Annotated in this window: 9 protein-coding genes and 6 pseudogenes; 10 read left to right on the forward strand and 5 right to left on the reverse strand. The window is 44.7% G+C overall.

Going from position 1 to position 17881, the window contains the following annotated elements:
• Positions 1 to 252 precede the first annotated feature (252 nt).
• The 4 genes from G5154_RS20305 (at position 253) to G5154_RS20320 (ending at position 7592) form a co-directional block, all read left to right on the forward strand.
• Entirely contained in the window at positions 253 to 1461 is a 1209-nt protein-coding gene (locus G5154_RS20305) for a tyrosine-type recombinase/integrase (protein WP_421251574.1), read from the forward strand.
• 964 nt (positions 1462 to 2425) lie between these two features.
• Positions 2426 to 4552: an alpha-galactosidase gene (locus tag G5154_RS20310; protein ID WP_421251575.1), complete on the forward strand. Its 2127-nt coding sequence runs from the start codon at positions 2426 to 2428 to the stop codon at positions 4550 to 4552.
• Positions 4553 to 4765: 213 nt separating this feature from the next.
• Positions 4766 to 6109 carry a melibiose:sodium transporter MelB gene (gene melB / locus G5154_RS20315; protein ID WP_421251576.1) on the forward strand — a complete coding sequence of 448 codons (1344 nt, stop codon included), beginning with the start codon at positions 4766 to 4768 and terminating at the stop codon, positions 6107 to 6109.
• 175 nt (positions 6110 to 6284) lie between these two features.
• A complete protein-coding gene (locus tag G5154_RS20320; protein ID WP_421251577.1) occupies positions 6285 to 7592 on the forward strand; it encodes a carbohydrate porin in 1308 nt (435 codons plus the stop codon).
• A gap of 224 nt (positions 7593 to 7816) precedes the next feature.
• Here G5154_RS20320 and G5154_RS20325 read toward each other — a convergent pair.
• From G5154_RS20325 to G5154_RS20335, 3 pseudogenes are all read right to left on the reverse strand, one after another.
• Positions 7817 to 8286 (reverse strand): annotated as a pseudogene (locus tag G5154_RS20325) (IS5 family transposase); the annotation flags it as partial.
• 81 nt (positions 8287 to 8367) lie between these two features.
• A pseudogene (locus G5154_RS20330) lies at positions 8368 to 9572 on the reverse strand (IS3 family transposase).
• 78 nt (positions 9573 to 9650) lie between these two features.
• Positions 9651 to 9965 (reverse strand): annotated as a pseudogene (locus G5154_RS20335) (transposase); the annotation flags it as partial.
• 638 nt (positions 9966 to 10603) lie between these two features.
• Here G5154_RS20335 and G5154_RS20340 point away from each other — a divergent pair.
• From G5154_RS20340 to G5154_RS20365, 6 genes and pseudogenes are all read left to right on the forward strand, one after another.
• On the forward strand, positions 10604 to 11320 hold the full coding sequence (locus tag G5154_RS20340) for a winged helix-turn-helix domain-containing protein (protein ID WP_421251578.1): 717 nt from the start codon (positions 10604 to 10606) through the stop codon (positions 11318 to 11320).
• The gene (locus G5154_RS20345) at positions 11271 to 11720 is read left to right on the forward strand and encodes a hypothetical protein (protein WP_270906230.1); all 450 of its coding nucleotides are present in this window, start codon (positions 11271 to 11273) and stop codon (positions 11718 to 11720) included. The genes G5154_RS20340 and G5154_RS20345 overlap by 50 nt, the downstream gene beginning before the upstream one ends.
• 254 nt (positions 11721 to 11974) lie before the next feature.
• Positions 11975 to 12849 (forward strand): annotated as a pseudogene (locus G5154_RS20350) (IS3 family transposase); the annotation flags it as partial.
• A 273-nt stretch (positions 12850 to 13122) separates the two neighbouring features.
• Positions 13123 to 14205, forward strand: a complete 1083-nt coding sequence (locus G5154_RS20355) for an IS110 family transposase (RefSeq protein WP_307896554.1) — start codon at positions 13123 to 13125, stop codon at positions 14203 to 14205.
• Between the two features lie 16 nt (positions 14206 to 14221).
• Positions 14222 to 14518: pseudogene (locus G5154_RS20360) on the forward strand (integrase core domain-containing protein); the annotation flags it as partial.
• Positions 14515 to 14721, forward strand: a pseudogene (locus tag G5154_RS20365) (IS481 family transposase); the annotation flags it as partial. The pseudogenes G5154_RS20360 and G5154_RS20365, both read left to right, overlap by 4 nt.
• A 135-nt stretch (positions 14722 to 14856) precedes the next feature.
• Here G5154_RS20365 and G5154_RS20370 read toward each other — a convergent pair.
• Together G5154_RS20370 and G5154_RS20375 are read right to left on the reverse strand one after the other, a co-directional pair.
• Positions 14857 to 17079, reverse strand: coding sequence for a putative bifunctional diguanylate cyclase/phosphodiesterase (locus tag G5154_RS20370; RefSeq protein WP_270906228.1), 2223 nt, complete (start codon positions 17077 to 17079; stop codon positions 14857 to 14859).
• The gene (locus G5154_RS20375) at positions 17076 to 17831 is read right to left on the reverse strand and encodes a hypothetical protein (protein WP_270906227.1); all 756 of its coding nucleotides are present in this window, start codon (positions 17829 to 17831) and stop codon (positions 17076 to 17078) included. The genes G5154_RS20370 and G5154_RS20375 overlap by 4 nt, the downstream gene beginning before the upstream one ends.
• Positions 17832 to 17881 lie beyond the last annotated feature (50 nt).

A 17881-nucleotide genomic window follows, 5' to 3' on the forward strand; every position in this document is an offset into this window, starting at 1 on the left:
GAGGACGTATCAAAAATCGCATATAAAGAAAAGCCCTGATGTTTCCATCAGGGCTTTTCAATTTGGCGGTGAGGGAGACCGCCTGAATCAAGTCCAGCCAAAGCCAGTCACATCCTACGTATCAAATTACAATCAATGACTTACAGACGGAATCGTCCAACATCGTCCGACTATAAATGACACGATCCCGATCTAAATGGCACAATGGATGGCATAGTCCATGGCATGCTACATTCTCAAGGAATCTTCCCTATGGCACTTCTTACCGATACCAAAGCACGTAATCTCAAGCCGGGTGACAAAGCAATTGCACATGGTGGTGTAACAGGCCTTGCACTTCATCCATCAACAGCGAAAGGTCGTGGCAACTGGGTGCTTCGTTATGTCAGCCCTGTGACCGGCAAACGCAGAAATGCGGGGCTTGGTTCTTACCCAGAGATATCCATCGCAGATGCCACCAAGCAAGGACAGAAGATGCGAGAGCAACTCGCCAATGGCCTTGACCCACTCGAACTCAAACGTGCTGAAGAGAGCAAACCCTCTATCCCAACTTTTGAGGCTGCGGCTCGAGAAGTTCACTCCAAACTGTTGCCTGGATGGAAAAACCCCAAACACGGCAAACAGTGGATCTCGACGCTCGAGCAGTATGCATTCCCCATGATTGGCCAGTACTCAATCTCTGCCATCACTCCTGCGCAGATCGCTGAGGTCTTAATGCCGATCTGGTTGGAGATCCCTGAAACTGCCAGCCGTGTGAAACAACGGCTGCATGCGGTCATGGCCTGGGCTTGGGCGCATGGTCATTGCCAAGCAAACCCGGTCGATGTGGTAAATCACTTACTCCCACTACTACCCAGTAAAGCTGTTCGTACCGAGCATCAACCAGCCATGCCTTGGCGTGATATTCCAACCTTTGTTCAGCAGCATCTCAGGACAACACAACAGTACGATGTAACTCGCTTAATGCTGGAGTTCTTGATCCTGACGGCTTGCCGTTCAGGTGAAGTCAGATCGATGAAATGGTCAGAAGTAGACCTGGAAGCAAGAGTCTGGACCTTACCAGCGGAACGAATGAAGGCCAAACAAATGCATCGCGTCCCGTTATCTCTTCGAGCTGTTGAGATCCTGATGGGATTGCAGGGGTTGCATGATGAATTGGTCTTCCCTTCACCACGCGATCAGGTCCCCCTATCAGATATGGTACTAACAACATTTTTACGACGGGTAAAAGCGCCAAGCTCTACTCCTGGCCGTCTGGCAACGGCACATGGTTTTCGTTCCAGCTTTCGCGACTGGTGTAGCGAGCAGGGCTATGCGCGGGATCTCGCTGAACGAGCGTTAGCCCATACAGTGCAGAACAAGGTCGAAGCGGCCTACCATCGGACTGACTTGCTGGACCAGCGACGTCCTATGATGGATGCGTGGGCTGAGTTTGTGGCTGGTGATTTGCCAACTGAATAAGAAGGAAGCGGCCCTGATGGGCCGCTTCCTTCTCTGTTTCTTTGCCTAATGTACTATTTTGTAAAAAAGAGCTGATATGCTAAGTAGCCATCTGATGGACATAAAGCTGATGCGGCGCCTTCCCTGGCCATTGGCCTTGCCGGTCAGGTGGCTTATCACGATTTCGCAGCCACCTGAGCTCAATGTCATACTGACAAGTCATCGATGATTACTAAATAACTGAACTGGGCCAATAAATTGCAAGGGCTGGGGCATACCGTCAAACTGATGGCGCCGCAGTTCGTTAAGCCCTATGTGAATGAGCAATTCGTGATTTTTTGAATGCTCGACCTCTACCACACTCGAAAATGACTGATGCATCCACCGGCACGGCCAATCAGCTATCTGGAGGCGGACGGGCACCTCTCTCTTGAGACCTGCCAACACCATCAAGGTGAAAGTCTCTGACGCCCAAACGGCCCTCACTACCTAATTGGATTTCAAGTCAAAGAACTGTAATCGATTACATTTATTGCAACCATTTCCTGGATATCATCTGTGTTCTGCACATATGAATGTTATTGCCATGCGTCACAGGTGATCTTCTTGCAGGCACGCTATGCCTCACGCGTTGCGAACTTTCACCCTAGCCTCCCCCCTACAAAACCTGACCTCATCTAGAGCTTAAATACTCAGCATTATCAATGTACATCAGCCATTCCATCGTCAGGTTGTCCATCATGCCCTAGCTTGAACGCTTGGCAGCCAGCCGATAAAAAGCAACTCATTCGAATCACCCAATGATCAAAAAATAGCTGGTTTGACCAATTTTTGTGAGTTGAGTTGTGCTATTGACATTTTTTAGTCGCACGAGTGAAACCGATTACACTACTGTCGACCAAATCACATTAATCAATCATTGCTTTGATTAAGCTGCGCAAAATCAATCAACGATTAATGTTTGTTTACAGGCTGGGGAAGCGTAATGGAAAAAATCTGCAAGATGAGTGGTCGACGTACCGATTTGCTAGTCAACCTTGAGCAAGGTGCCGAAGTTATCTATTGGGGCAACAAACTGACCGAGCCTTATGCTAGTTGCAACCCAGCACTAGACCGCCCTGTTCCTTTCGGCCGCCTTGATTGTGATGTGCCATTGACATTATTCCCCGATGCAGGTAGCGGTGTCTTCAGTGCTCCAGCCCTAGAAGGACACCGCGCAGGTAAAGACTGGTCACCGGTCTTTACCATACGTGAGTTACAGCAAGATGATCATGCCCTGCGCATCATCAGCAATGATCAGGTCGCCTGCCTAACGTTGCTCACGGAGTTGAGAATCGATCAGACCTCTGACGTGGTTTCCGTGAGGCACACGTTGTGCAACGACAGCCAAGACGCCTTCACGGTAAATCGACTGGCAACGACTCTGCCGTTGCCAATGCGTGCCTGTGAGTGCTTATCATTTTATGGCCGATGGGTTAATGAGTTCCAACAGCATCGCCACACTCTAGAGCATGGTGGCTACCAGCAAGAAAACCGTCGTGGTCGTACATCACACGAGCATTACCCTGCAATCATCACTGGTACAAAAGGTTTTGGTGAACAGCATGGTGAAGTATGGGGGGTCCATTTGGCTTGGAGTGGTAACCATCGAATGCGGGTGGATGTTAAAGCTGATGGCCGGCGCTTCTTACAAGCTGAGGCTCTTTATTATCCAGGCGAAATCTCTCTGGCTCACAATGAGTGCATCAGTACCCCTTGGCTCTATGCGACCTATAGCTCTAATGGGCTAAATGACATGAGCCAGCAGTTTCATCAATTTGTTCGAAAGCACATTCTTACCTTCCCGGAACGTCGCAATAATCAGACCCTCCGCCCGGTCCACCTTAATACTTGGGAAGGCATTTACTTTGATCATGACCCAGATTACATCATGCGTATGGCCAGCGAAGCAGCCAAGATGGGAATTGAGCGCTTTATTATCGATGACGGCTGGTTTAAGGGGCGTAATAACGACAAAGCTGCACTGGGTGACTGGTACCTTGATGAGGAAAAATACCCCGCAGGATTAGAGCCGGTGATCCAACATGTCAAGTCACAAGGCATGGAGTTTGGTCTCTGGGTTGAGCCCGAGATGATAAGTAAAGACTCAGATCTTTTTCGCCTGCATCCTGACTGGCTGATGGAGCTCGATGGTTATCACCAACCTACCGGTCGCAATCAATATCTTCTTGATTTGCAGAATCCTGACGCTTTTGCCTACTTACTAGAACGTCTAGATAACCTACTGAGTCGATATGATATTGCTTATCTCAAGTGGGATATGAACCGCGAGACCGTCCAACCAGCGCACCATGGTCAGGCTTGCCAAACACGCCAGGTACATAATGTCTATCGGCTAATGGATGAGCTCAAAACCAGACACCCACATATCGAGATTGAGTCATGTGCTGCCGGTGGTGGCCGTATCGATTATGAGATCCTTAAGCGAGTGCAACGTTTCTGGCCATCTGATAACAATGACGCACTCAAACGCCAGGAGATTCAGCGCGGGTTTAGCTATTTTTATCCACCTGAAGTGATGGGCTCTCATATTGGCGCTCGGCATTGCCATGCAACTCGCAGAGTGTCTGATATCGACTTCCGAGGGATCACTGCGTTGTTTGGCCATATGGGGATCGAACTCGATCCGGTAAAAGAGTCTGATCAAGAGAAGGCTGGCTTTGCCAAATACATTGCCTTACACAAGCAATATAGACCCCTTCTTCATAGTGGGATCACCTACCGTATAGAGAGTGATGATCCGCAAGCACAGAAAATTCATGCTGTTGTAGCCCAAGATGCCAGACAGGCATTACTGATGGTCGCTCAAATGGAGATGCCTACCTATGCTCATAGCGGCATTTTACGGATACCTGGATTGACCAAACAAACACGCTATCGCGTCAATATTATTGCGCAACCAGATAATTTTCATAATGGCTTGGTTAATCAACAGCCAGCGTGGACTGTTGATGGCATCGTGTTAAGTGGTGAATGGTTGAGTCAGGTTGGTCTGGCAATGCCCGTTCTTGATCCAACCACAGCTATCTTGATCGATATCTCTGCCTTATAAGACGATAGTTTAATTGTAAACATTCACAAATAGACATTAAGCATAGTGAGGCGGCCATTTAATTGTGGTCGCCATCAATAGCATATTTATTATTAATAAGCGAGGCTGATGTAACACTTCAGTTTTGAACCTTATTTATAAAAAATTGAGGGCCATCCCTCGATCTTAATAATGAAAATCACGTATGACACACACAATAAGGATGGAAATGTTATGAGTATAAGCAATGGAGCCAAACTCTCCTACGGTATAGGAGCTCTTGGTAAAGATTTGGCATGTTCGATAATTTACATTTATTTAATGTATTACTATACAGATGTAGTTGGTCTTGAAGCTGCATTTGTAGGTACTTTATTTTTAGTCGCCCGAATTTGGGATACGTTTAACGATCCCATCATGGGGATGATTGTTGATAATACTCGTAGCCGCTATGGTAAATTCAGACCATGGATCGTTATTGGCACCCTAATTAACTCAGTAGTGATGGTGGCTGTATTCTTCACTCATGAGTTTGAAGGGACTGCACTTTACATCTATACAGCTATCAGTTATATCCTCTGGGGAATGACATATACTATTATGGATATTCCCTACTGGTCATTAATTCCAGCTTTAACCAGTAATAAAAAAGAACGAGAGCAGATTGTGGTAATCCCCCGTCTGTTCGCAAGCTTTGCTTGGTTTGTAATGGGAGCCTTTGGCATGAAGGCTATTGATATATTGGGTGATGGTGATAGTGGAGCCGGATTCGCCAAGGTGTCTATGATTATCGCTGTGCTATTTATTTTGAGTGCTTTGCTGACCGCATTGAAAGTAAAAGAAGATAGCGCTATTGCGACCACAGTATCTGAGAAGATTAATTTCAAGGATGTTAAAGCGATCATCTTCCAAAATGACCAACTCAAGGCACTGATTGGTATTGTTTTGTGTTTTAACTTAGCGATGCAGTTAGCCGGTAGCTTTGCTATCTACTATTTCACCTATGCGATGGGTGATAAAGATATGTTCGCAGTCTTCATGGGATTTGCGGGCTCTGCCGAGATCATGGGGTTGGTGCTTTTTCCACTGATCGTTAGCAAGCTATCTCGCCCTATGATCTGGCGCCTGGCTTGCATTTTCCCACTCATGAGTTATGTCATCTTGCTGCTTGCTGGCAACTTTATGCCAGAGAACACTCTACTGATCGGAATTGCAGGAGCCGCAATGAAGTTTGGCTCAGGTTTTGCCTTGGCGATGTCAACTCTGATGCTGGCCGATGTGGTTGATTACGGTGAATACAAGATGGGCATGCGCAGTGAAAGTGTCGTCTTCTCGGTGCAAACCATGCTGGTGAAAGCTGCAAGTGCATTTGCAGGCTTCCTAACAGGTATTGGCTTAACAATAGTTGGCTACGTGCCAAATACTGTGCAAAGCGAAAGCACAGTATTTGGAATGCAGGTCTTGATGCTAGGTATTCCGAGTCTGTTAATTTGTATGAGCTATCTAATTTATAAATCACGTTACAAGCTCAATGGTAAGTTTCATGATGAGGTACTGGCGGCACTGGGTCGAGCGTAAAAATATTGGCGAACGGCTTGTAAGTGATAAGTGCGTTCGTCATTTAACGTCTCGGTGACTGTCGCACTATTATCACATCCGAAGGACTATATTTTCTAGGTGTAATCACTTATGCCTTGTATTTTCCTGCGCGTTAGAATGCAAAACCAATTTAATTAAACAAATAAGGGAAAACATGAAAATTAAAAAATCAAACCTTTTCACTTTGTTCGTATTAACCATGCTACCTTTGTCTTCTCAGGCTGCTTTTGAAAATTTCAGCACTATGGGGTATGCCAAATGGGGCAATATCAGCACTAATAATGATGAGCGTAATGGAGGGAAAGGAGAGCTAGATACTGTATTACGTGCTCAAGAGGGATATGGCAACTATCGTCTTGGCAATGAGATGAACTGGTGGGAGTTAGGTTTCAAGGCTGACTTGTGGCGACAAGATGAAGCTTATTTCGACTTTACATATTATATTGGCAGTGGAGACAAGTGGGGGGATGTTGGTACGCTACAGGTCTGGTCTTCTGCCCATAATATCTTACCAAGTTTGCCAGGTGCAGTAGTCTGGGCTGGTGAACGCTTTTATCAGCGTCATGAAGTTCATATGATCGATGTCAAGTATTGGGATGTTTCTAATAAGGGTTTCGGTATTGAAAGCATTGACCTTAACGGTGCTAAACTTCATCTCGCCTATTTTACCCCGGAGAGTAATTATACTGCGTTTAGTGAGAGCGGAGATTATCATGATGAAAGCCGGTCGTTACATCACTTTGATGTTCGCCTATCCGACATAAATGTATGGGAAGATGCAAATATAACTCTCGGCTTGAACTATGTATTCTCCCAAAATGATAATTTTGAGCAGTTTGATAACAATGGCTATACACGCCAAAATATCACTGATAGCGGTGCAATGTTGAGTATGCTATACCAGCAGAAATGGGCACTAGGTAGTAATACGCTTGCTATACAGTATGGTATCGATGGCTTGGCTGGCGGTTTGATGAGTGCTGAGGGTGCATCAGCTGTAAAATATGCGATTGGAGTTGATCATGATGGCAGTAGTTTTCGTGTTATAAACCATGGAGATCTCTTCCTTAATGACAACTGGGGTGCCCTTTACTCGGCTGCATATCAAAATCTAGATTTAGATAATGACTATGGTAGTGAGTGGTTTAGTGCGGGTATACGGCCACAATACAGCTGGAATGACTTTACAGCAACAGCTCTTGAAGTCGGCTATGAACGAGTTAAGGCACAAAATGGTGCTGGTGTGAACAGCTTCTCTAAGGTCACGCTGGCACAGATGTTCCAAGCTGGTCGCTCGGTCTGGGCACGGCCGACCCTCCGCCTATTTGCTACCTATGCCGAGCTGGATAATGAATGGAGTCGCCAAGGCGATGTATATGGTAAGCCTGTCACTTTAAGTAGTGGTAACGCTGGTAGTGAAAGCGAAGCGACATTCGGCTTTAATGTAGAGGTATGGTGGTAATAGATTACCCAGATCACTGCTAGAATCAGATGCAAAAAATTATAAGGTAAGCTCAGACTCTTAATTTAAGTCTGTCACAAATATTTTAGTCTCAACCTTTGGGGCTCATGAGTAAGGGAGGCATTTAGCCTCCCTCTTTTTATTGCATACAGTCAGGGCGGTTTGACGGTAAGGCTATTCAGTTTGTTTGTCGCGCTCAAATACACCATCACTGCTCCTACCTAACCGTTGTATTTTCGCAGACTGATTTTCACCCAGTAACTGCTTGAACAGATACATGGCCGTCTCTGCCAGCGAGCGACGGTGATACCCCGATATCTTCTTCCAGTGCGCCAGCCCCTCCTTGCACATCAGCAGCACCGCCTCATTTCTCAGATGCCCCTTTTCTCATTACCTCGCGCTCTTCGAGGCAGGATACAGGCCGTAACCCTTTGTGTTCTATTAGTTGATTGCAGGCTTTGCAGTCATCCGCATTAATACGTCCCAGCATGCAAAGCAGTGGAGTGAGTAAGGTTGGCAGCACCTCGGCATCATAGACATTCTCCAATGACACTTCTGCTGCCACTATATCGTGGGTTGCCGTGTCCACCGCTAAAGAAAACTTACACCACACTCGGCGCTTTTCCGCACTGCGTTTCCTGACTTCCCACTCGCCTTCATCAAACACCTTCAGGCCCGCCAAGTCCATAACCAGGTGATGATGACCGCCCCCCTTTTTGAGGACTGCCGATAGGCCACTGGATTTGACCCCATAGCTCCAGACACTTTTTCCCGCTTAGGGTTGTGATACCCGACTGCGCAGAAATTCCCGGGGTGAACGGTATCCCAAGGCGCTGTGCGGGTGGTGCTCGTTATAATGCTCAAACGCGATGGCCAAATTGCCTACCGCTGTTCGGCTATCTGGTTTCGGCATCATCTCGATATAGTCTCGCTTCATCGTCTTGACGAAGCTCTCCGCTATACCGTTGCTCTGTGGGCTTCTCACCGCAGTCGTTCGGGGCTCCAACCCGATTTCTCGTGCAAACGCGCGGGTCTCATGGGCTCGATACGCCGAGCCATTATCAGTCAGCCACTCCACCGGTGATGCCGGCAACGAATCCCCGAAGCGACGTTCGACAGACCTCAGCATGACATCTTGCACCGTGTCACTGTCGTAACCCCCGGTACTGGCAGCCCAATCCAAGGTTTCCCTGTCACAGCAGTCCATGGCGAACGTGACTCGTAGTTTTTCACCGTTATCGCAGCGAAACTCGAAGCCATCTGAGCACCAACGTCGATTGCTCTCTTTGACTGCAACACGCCCCTTCTGTGCCCGCTGGGTCAATGGTGCCGCCGGTTTTCTTTCCAGCAGCAGTCTATGATCGCGCATGACGCGATATACCCGCTTGGCGTTTACCACAGGCTGTCGTGTTGCCTCTGACTAACGCCGTAGCAGCGCCCAGACTCGGCGATAGCCATAGGAGGGAAGCTCTGCCATCGCCTCCATGATCCGGCCAAGTAAGGCAGCATCATCATGCTGGCGATGATGACGACCATCTTGCCAACCTGGTTTTCGATGAACACGAACGGATAGCTGCGCACGCGATACATTAAGGGCCTGGCTCACAGCACTTAATCGTCGTCCCCCGGCAACAAGGGCGCATGCGCAATCCATTTTTTTGCTCGACCATACTCCACGGCTTCTTTGAGGATCTCGTTCTCCATGGTCTTCTTCCCGAGCAGACGCTGGAGCTCTCGGACCTGCTTGATGGCAGCAGCCAACTCTGAGGCTGGAACAACATCCTCACCGGCGGTGATCGCCGTGAGAGACCCTTCCTGGAATTGCTTACGCCATTTGAAAAGCTGGTTGGCGTTGACGTCGTGCAAGCGAGCGACATGAGAGACGGTCATTCCTGGCTCAAAGGTCTGCTGCACGATGGAGAGCTTTTCCTGCGGAGTCCGGCGTCGACAGCGCTCAGCCCCTGTTAACACTTCGACCATCTTCTCGTTGCGACTAGTACTGAACATAGTTCCAAGACTACCTCTTAAGTTAAGAGGGGCGAAGTGTCTGGATCTTCAAGGGGCCAATCTAGCCACTACCACTGTGCATGCTAATCTGACGCCGCTGGATTCGGGGACACAAAGCGGTAGGTTTCTCAACTTGAACAGAGAACCGAGTAGTCTCTGAGTCGCCTACAGAGTGAGTTTGAAAATCCCCATGAGCATCATGATCTGGCCAGCGTAAAGCTGGCTACAGCCCCGTCACCATGATGGTTGTAGTGAAACCAGTTGCTCATGGCCTCGGCATAAACCCAGAAGGTTGAGTGAGCCACGGTTAATCAAGGACTTGTTGTATTGAGGCTTGTTAGTGATGGGGTGAAACGATGTGCCCATGATGCAGTCTTGAAGAGAATGCAGATGATCAGGTCACAAAGCCCTCATTCGGATCCATTTTAACTGGATCAATTTGGACAATAACGCCATTATTTACCAGTAATACATCATAAAAAAGGCCTCGATATAACGAGGCCAAGTGGGCGTTGATATACAGCTTAAACTGAACGTTGTTGAACATACTAGAGCCACTCAAGGCAACATTAGCACACTATCAGCCATGCCTACTCAATAGCCGCACGCATATATACACCATTTATTTTATTAAACAAAAATATTTTACTTCTTCAAGATCTCATACCTGAAATCGAAAGACAGTACTTGTCTCAACCTATATATGCATATTGCATTTCTTGCACATCACATCAACCATTATGTTTAATCACGAAAGTTAACGTAGATAAACACTCTCCATAATTACCGAGCAGCAACCTCAATTGACAGTAATGTCAGTATTAGTAAGACTTCATCACACAGTCCAACACCGAAACAAAAACCAATATTTTCAAGTAGTTATATCACCTCAGCCTATGGCTAAAAAATAATCGTTAACTTTTACTACCATTAAACGTAGAGAATTGTAAAATCATCCAACTTCGGTGATACTTTATTATGAATAGGGTTGTTATAGGAAAAAAATGCTACGATTTAACATTGTATCGGGTGACTTAACCTGGAATGACGAAAAAAAAGCAAGACTCAACCGAAGTGAGAGTCTTATTTTCGCATATCTACTCAAAAATGTTAATAACTTTTCAAGCAAGGATGACCTTCTCTCTGCCGGATGGCCAGGCAAGTTCATTTCTCCAAACTCTCTTGCTGTCGCGATAAAAAACATCCGACAAGCTTTATCAAATGCGGCACCAGATTTTAGTATTGAAACTGTTCACCGCAGAGGATACATATTACATGGTAATGCTATAGGTTTTAAAATTATTGATAATTTAGCCTTTGAAAGTCAGAGTGCCTCACAGGATGAACAGGACGAATGTCATCCTTCAACTTTGGATTCTTTGAAAAAAACTGATGATGACTTATCTATCGAGGAAAAACAAAAGGCAACCTTGTTAACGGCCAATCATTTACCTGTAACAAGGAAGCTTTATATAAGAGCCAAAGGTCTTTTATTTTTCGTTTACATTATCCTCATACTCTATCTTTCATTTGTATTTTTCACATACACGGGGGATTTATATTGCTATCAATTAAATTCTTCAACTCGAGCATGTGGTGTATTTTATCTAAATGAAAAACAGCAAAACTCATTGAAACATCTCTTAAAAGATGAAAAAGGTGATTTTTTTTATGGACATGAAAATTATTCACACGACCTTAAAATATATAAAAGTAATTAGCATAGTTATGTTTAGTTTCTATGCCCTCACTCCATTTATTAATGGCCTCGGCTGTGACTTCAAAACAGAAGCTCGCTATGACCAAATCACATATCTTAATTCATGCAAATTTGGTCAAGTTAAATCCCTTGGATGGAATAAGAAAACCGGCGAGAAAATATACTACAGTGGAATACTCGCAAAAAAAAATAATGACATTATATTCTTCGTTTTGGAATCTAAAGAGTTAAGCAAACCAACACTTTTAAATGAAAATGACATGGTAAATATCAGCATTTCTGACGCTTCAATTTTTTCGGCAAAACAAATTCATACAAAGGAATATGACTTAGTCATGGTCAGAAATCCCTCATTTTTTATTTACAAGGCAAATACTGTTGGTAAACTAGGGTTCTGGTGATATTTATACCGTTCTGATTACCACTTAATGAAGCACCCCAAATGGGTACTGTGCAGTGTCCACTTTTTTATTTTAATATCATTTCAAATTCATTATTCAACTTGCTGACGGGATGGCGTTTTTCTCCCCCCTAGCGTGAGTATTGTAGCCCTCTAAGTCTAGAGGCATCGACTCTACCGATTTATGTGTAGTGGTCTAATCATCCCGGACACCATTTTAGGTGGTACAGTCGCCACCATGACCTGAGGTGTTCAATGACAAGATTACGTCGCTCATTTACTGCCGAATTCAAACTCGAAGCCGCATCCCTGGTGCTCGACCAGGGATATTCTGTCCCCGAAGCAAGCCGTTCACTGGATGTCGGTGAAACAGTGCTCCGCCGCTGGGTTCAGCAGCTTCAATCCGAACGCTGTGGCACAACCCCAATCAGCAAAGCGCTGACTCCTGAGCAGCAGAAAATCCAGGAGCTGGAAGCCCGTATCAACCGGCTCGAACGTGAAAAGGACATACTAAAAAAGGCTACTGCTCTCTTGATGGCGGACGAGTTCACACGTACGCGCTGATAGACCGATTAAGGGAGCAAGCCCCCATCACTCTGGTCTGCTGCGCCTTCGATGTTCCCACCTCCTGTTTTTACGATTATCTGGCTCGCTGGCGGACGATTAACCGTGAACGTATGCAACAGCGCTGTGAGTTGCGCCGTTTGTTCAAAGAAAGCCGGAACTCAGCGGGCAGCCGTGCCTTGATGTCGATGATGCGAGAGTTGGGGTATCAGATTGGTCGATTCAAAGTACGTAACCTGATGAAGGAAGCCGGTCTGGTATCCAAGCAACCGGGCGCTCATCGCTATCAGGTCGCTCGGTCTGAACGACCGGACATTCCCAATCTGCTGGCCCGAGAATTTGATGTCCAGCAACCCAATCAGGTGTGGTGTGGCGATATCACCTACGTCTGGGCAGGTGGTCGTTGGCATTACCTGGCAGCGGTGCTTGACCTGCATACCCGGCGGGTTGTGGGGTGGGCGATATCTGAGAAGCCTGATGCAGAATTGGCAATCAAAGCACTGGAGATGGCCTATCAGCAGCGGGGTTGCCCATCCGGTGTGCTATTTCACTCCGACAGTAATAATGTCACTGTCAGTTTTCATCGCCATGCTTGCTGTTTTGCCTGACTGGTAAGATCACTGATGCAGTGAAGACTCCCCGGTTTCCTGACCCTCACTCTGAACGACCAGAAATGTGTCTTTCCCTGGACCTGTCGGTTACCGGGAAGTATTTCATGCGAGGCATCTCCTCACCGATGCGCGTGACTCAAGAAGGGCCTGACGGCTTGTCTCTTTACTGTCCTGTCCGGGTTATCGTCAGGAGAAATGACGGATAGTTTCCGAAGCAGGAAATGACTTATGGCAAAGACAAAATCCGCTCAATCACCGTCCGTTGTTGGGGGCGTTGATACGCATAAAGATTTACATGTCGCGGCTGTAGTTGATCAAAACAACCGAGTTCTGGGGAGTGAGTTCTTCGCGGCAACACGCCAAGGATACCGACAAATGCTGGCCTGGATGGCATCTTTTGGTACGATTGAGCGCATCGGAGTTGAATGTACTGGCTCCTATGGCGCAGGCTTGCTGCGCTACCTCCAGAGTTCAGAGATCGAGGTACTGGAGGTCACCGCACCGGATAAAATGGAACGTCGTAAACGTGGTAAAAGCGATACGATCGATGCCGAAAGTGCTGCCCACGCTGCTTTCTCCCGCATACGCACCGTCACGCCCAAAACACGTAGCGGAATGATTGAAGCGCTTCGCGTCCTGAAAGTCTGCCGTAAAACAGCTGTTGCAGCCCGACGCATTGCACTACAAATGATCCAGATGAATATCGTGTCAGCTCCTGATGAGTTACGTGACCAGATCCGTCATCTCACGAGGATGCATTTGATCCGCACACTGGCCTCGTGGCGACCCGATGTTACCGCCTACCGCAATGTTCAGGATGCCTATCGTATTGCACTGAAATCACTGGCTCGAAGATATCTGGAGTTACATGACGAAATAGCCGATCTGGACGTTATGATAACGTCGATTGTCGATGAGCTAGCGCCAGAGCTTATCAGGCGAAAAGCTGTAGGGTACGAATGTGCTTCTCAACTGCTGATCACTGCTGGTGATAATCCTCAGCGCCTGACCTCTGAGTCTGGCTTTGCGGCTTTATGTGGCGTCAGCCCAGTCCCCGTATCTTCCGGTAAAACAAACCGTCACAGACTGAATCGTGGTGGTGATCGTGCCGCCAATAGTGCTCTGCATATTATCGCTATAGGACGATTGCGCACCGATACGAAAACACAAGAATATGTGGCCAAACGGGTAGCTGAGGGTCACTCAAAAATGGAAGCGCTACGTTGCCTAAAACGTTATATCTCGCGTGAAGTCTATACGTTGTTACGCAATCAAAACCGGTTGATCAACAGCACTCAAATAACGACTTGACTCTTAGAAGGGCGTCCAGGGCAGCCAATATGGCAGCCGGGCATTTCGGCAACGACTGTGGCGCTATCGCATGACCCAGAGCATGAGTCGTCGTGGTAACTGCTGGGATAACGCCCCGATGGAGCGATTGTTCAGAAGCCTGAAGTCAGAGTGGCTCCCGGCTATGGGATACATGAGCGTGCGGGAGGCAAAGCGGGATATCAGTTATTACCTGATGGATTACTACAACTGGCGGCGTCCACATCACCACAATAATGGGATACCGCCAGCAAAAGCCGAAGATCGGCCTAACCAAGTGTCCGGATTTAGTTGACCACTACACACTTCCATATCAAGAGGAGAACGACCTGCTGTGAGTCGGTGGAGTAGCTGGAGACTAACCCGGATAACTAGCTTGAACACGACAACACCCAGCGGCCACATCAAGGCAGGATGATGGAGGGTCAAACACCCTACAGCATGTTCAAGAAGGGTCTGAAATTGATACCGAAGGAAGTGCGCACTAAAGTAGCGTAAACAAGACACCGGTTTGAGGCCGGTGTCAGGTGATAACTAGATCTGTACAGATAGTAGCGCTGTCTAGTATCTAACTTTAGCTACATGTCAATCTCTATTTTTGACTATTTTATTGTTGCCTAAGTCATGTTGTTTTTAATTCAAATAAATATAAGGGCCCTTAGTGTTTTTTATTGAAACGACATTATCATTTTGACTCTTTTCTACCGATAAGTAAGATAGCACCTGTAATTTTTTTAAAGGCTTTGAAAAATAGAATCCTTGAATATATCTCATGCCAAGCGCTTTTAGTATTTCTAACTCAGCATTAGTCTCAACTCCCTCAGCAATAATCATTATACCAGTTGCTGATGCATAACTGATTATTGATGATAGAAGACGCTGTGTTGATTGAAATTCATGAATCTCACGTACTAGTTTACGGTCAATTTTAATTGCATCAAATGTACCTATACTCAAAGTTGAGAAAAATGCATATCCAGTACCAAAATCATCTAGGTAAATTCTGATACCTAATGCCTTTATTCTTCCAACAACATCAATAAATAGCTCCTGATCAAGAATAGGCACAGACTCTGTCACTTCAATATTAATGGAGTATGGCGAAAGTCCATTATCATGAATAATCTCCGCCAGAAAACTTTCGATCATATCACCATTAAATATCAACTGTGATGGTGATATATTAACGGTAACTGGTATATTCGTGGTGCGAATAATATCCAACGCGCTTATAACCATCATTTCAAAAATCTCATTCATATAACCATATTCTTCAGCCCAATTTATTATATCGATAGTCCCGATAGTTGGATGTCTTAGAAGTGCCTCAAAAGATGTAACTTTACCGTTTTCTATATCATGCATCGGTTGAAATACTGCGTAACTATTTTTCAGAATATCTTCAACATTAAAAGTTCTGCTCCAAGATATTTTCTCATGTTTCTTTCTATGATCCATGTGCCTTTCAAAACAAACAGGAGATTTAGCCTTGGTTCGTTTAGCTACAAACATAGCGATATCAGCCTTATCTAAAATAAAATCAAGCACAGTCTCCTGGTTTGGATAAAAGCAAACGCCTATAGATATTCCAATAGAAAGCTCTACGCCGCTGACAATCACTGGGTTTTTTACTTTATCAATAATGTTTTGGCATAGATCCAATGTGTAAGATTTATCTCCAGTAATAATGAAGCCAAACTCATCACCACCTAATCTCGCGACTACAGGATTTTGACCAAGTGCAGCTCTGATTCTTGTTGCTACAATTCGTAATACAAGGTCTCCAGATGAATGTCCCATTACGTCATTGATTTCTTTAAATTTATCTAAGTCAGCATATGCAACCAAGCAATCTTTTTTACACAGAACATTTTCTTTTAGTGCATTGATTAAACCTTCACGATTTAAGACTCCAGTTAATGGGTCCATTAAACGGCTTTTTTCTAGAGCCTCAAGGTTATCTTGCAATTCATTGATGAATTCAATCTCTTTCCTCCGCATAATTAAAATTATGCTAGTACTCACACAAATGCCATAAAATAGAATAAAGTCATACAATGAAAGTGAGAGAGCTACATTTACTGCTGCAAAGAGAGCGGAGACAAGTGAAACAATCATTATCTTTAAATATATGCTTGTTCGAATGAACAAAAAGATAAATGATGCCATTAAAATAAGAGCAAATGTCTCTTTAGATAGATCATGAAAATGTATATTCACGATGTAAAAAACCATAGATGACAGTAACACTAATAAACTAAACTGAAAAAGCTTAGTATTCTTATCATTTGGTATCAACATGTCGGATAAAAACAAGTATGATGTAAAAAATGTAAAGGCCATGAGATTTGCTGAAAATAGCTGATATACCAATACTAATGACGCGCTAGGAAATATTACAATAGAAAAACTAGCGATCAACGTACATATAGCACCACCGACATGCAATACAACATACGATATAACATAATTTTTATTACCCTCAAAAAAATGAAGCTGCCAAAACTTTAATAAATAAAAAAAACCAAATATAAATATCGTATTATTTACTGCATACATAATAATTGATGTGCCATATGTGCCCATTCCAACGGGATAGTTTTGGCTAGAAAAATATAATAAGTTGAATCCAATTATCGTCATGAACAACAAAGAAATAATAATTTTTTTAGGGATGCAATTTGAAAATGCCCATAGAAAAAATACCATGTATGCATTGGGAGCCCAAGTTATACTATATTCTGAATGATGGTGCCCATCAGTTGCAAGATGGTGGAATACTCCTTGATAGATAATGTTACATAATCCTATTGAAACTACAGACAACAGTATATAAACTTTTTTGACATGATTCATGGTGTGACCTTAGTATAAATGCTTTCAGTGTCTTTCACCAAGAGAACTGGAGATAGATACTCCCCCATCAAGGCATAATATGGCGCTCTACAAGCTACATCTAGCTCGGTTTTGCTTTGTATTCTATCTAGAATTAAATTAAGACTATATTTTTCTTTTACATAGAAGCAAGTGTCCATAAAATGATTAATCTCAGCAACATTCGCAGGTGGTGGACCCAACCTGAAATATTTAAAAACTTCATAAGGGATTTTTAAGTCCCTTGGTAAGCAATTTTTCCAATCATATCCCCCCATACAAACCATATGGCCACTATCCACAATACGATATAGGTTTCTATATACTTCATCATATATAGTGTCTTGTGGTAAGCTTGGCATATTTATATCTAAGATTATTTCTATTCTCTGTGACTTTAGTTCGTCAAAAATACTCAATAGCAAACAAATAACGGAAGGAATAATTCTCGCTTCAATTTTAAAAAAAATAGCACTTGGTCGCCTTCCTACGCAATGAAATGCGCGGCAACAATCAACCAAAAGATGTAGTTGTACTTTTGTAATCACCTCCAAAATCTGAATGCTACATGAGTGATAAAAATGTTTAGCTTCAATATATTGAGGTCTAAAGTACAAGCAAGCATTCTTTTTCCTTGGATCTATACAAAAGATATCTTGCATATGTAGTGTTGTATAACTGTTCCACCATTCTATGGTCTGACTTCCATCGAAAAAATCTGCATTGTTATCCATTAGCACTCGATCCTATGCAACCTTGTGATTATTCGTTATTTGATATTACT

Source organism: Aeromonas sp. 600527 (assembly GCF_049175415.1).
Classification (GTDB): Bacteria; Pseudomonadota; Gammaproteobacteria; order Enterobacterales; family Aeromonadaceae; genus Aeromonas; species Aeromonas veronii_A.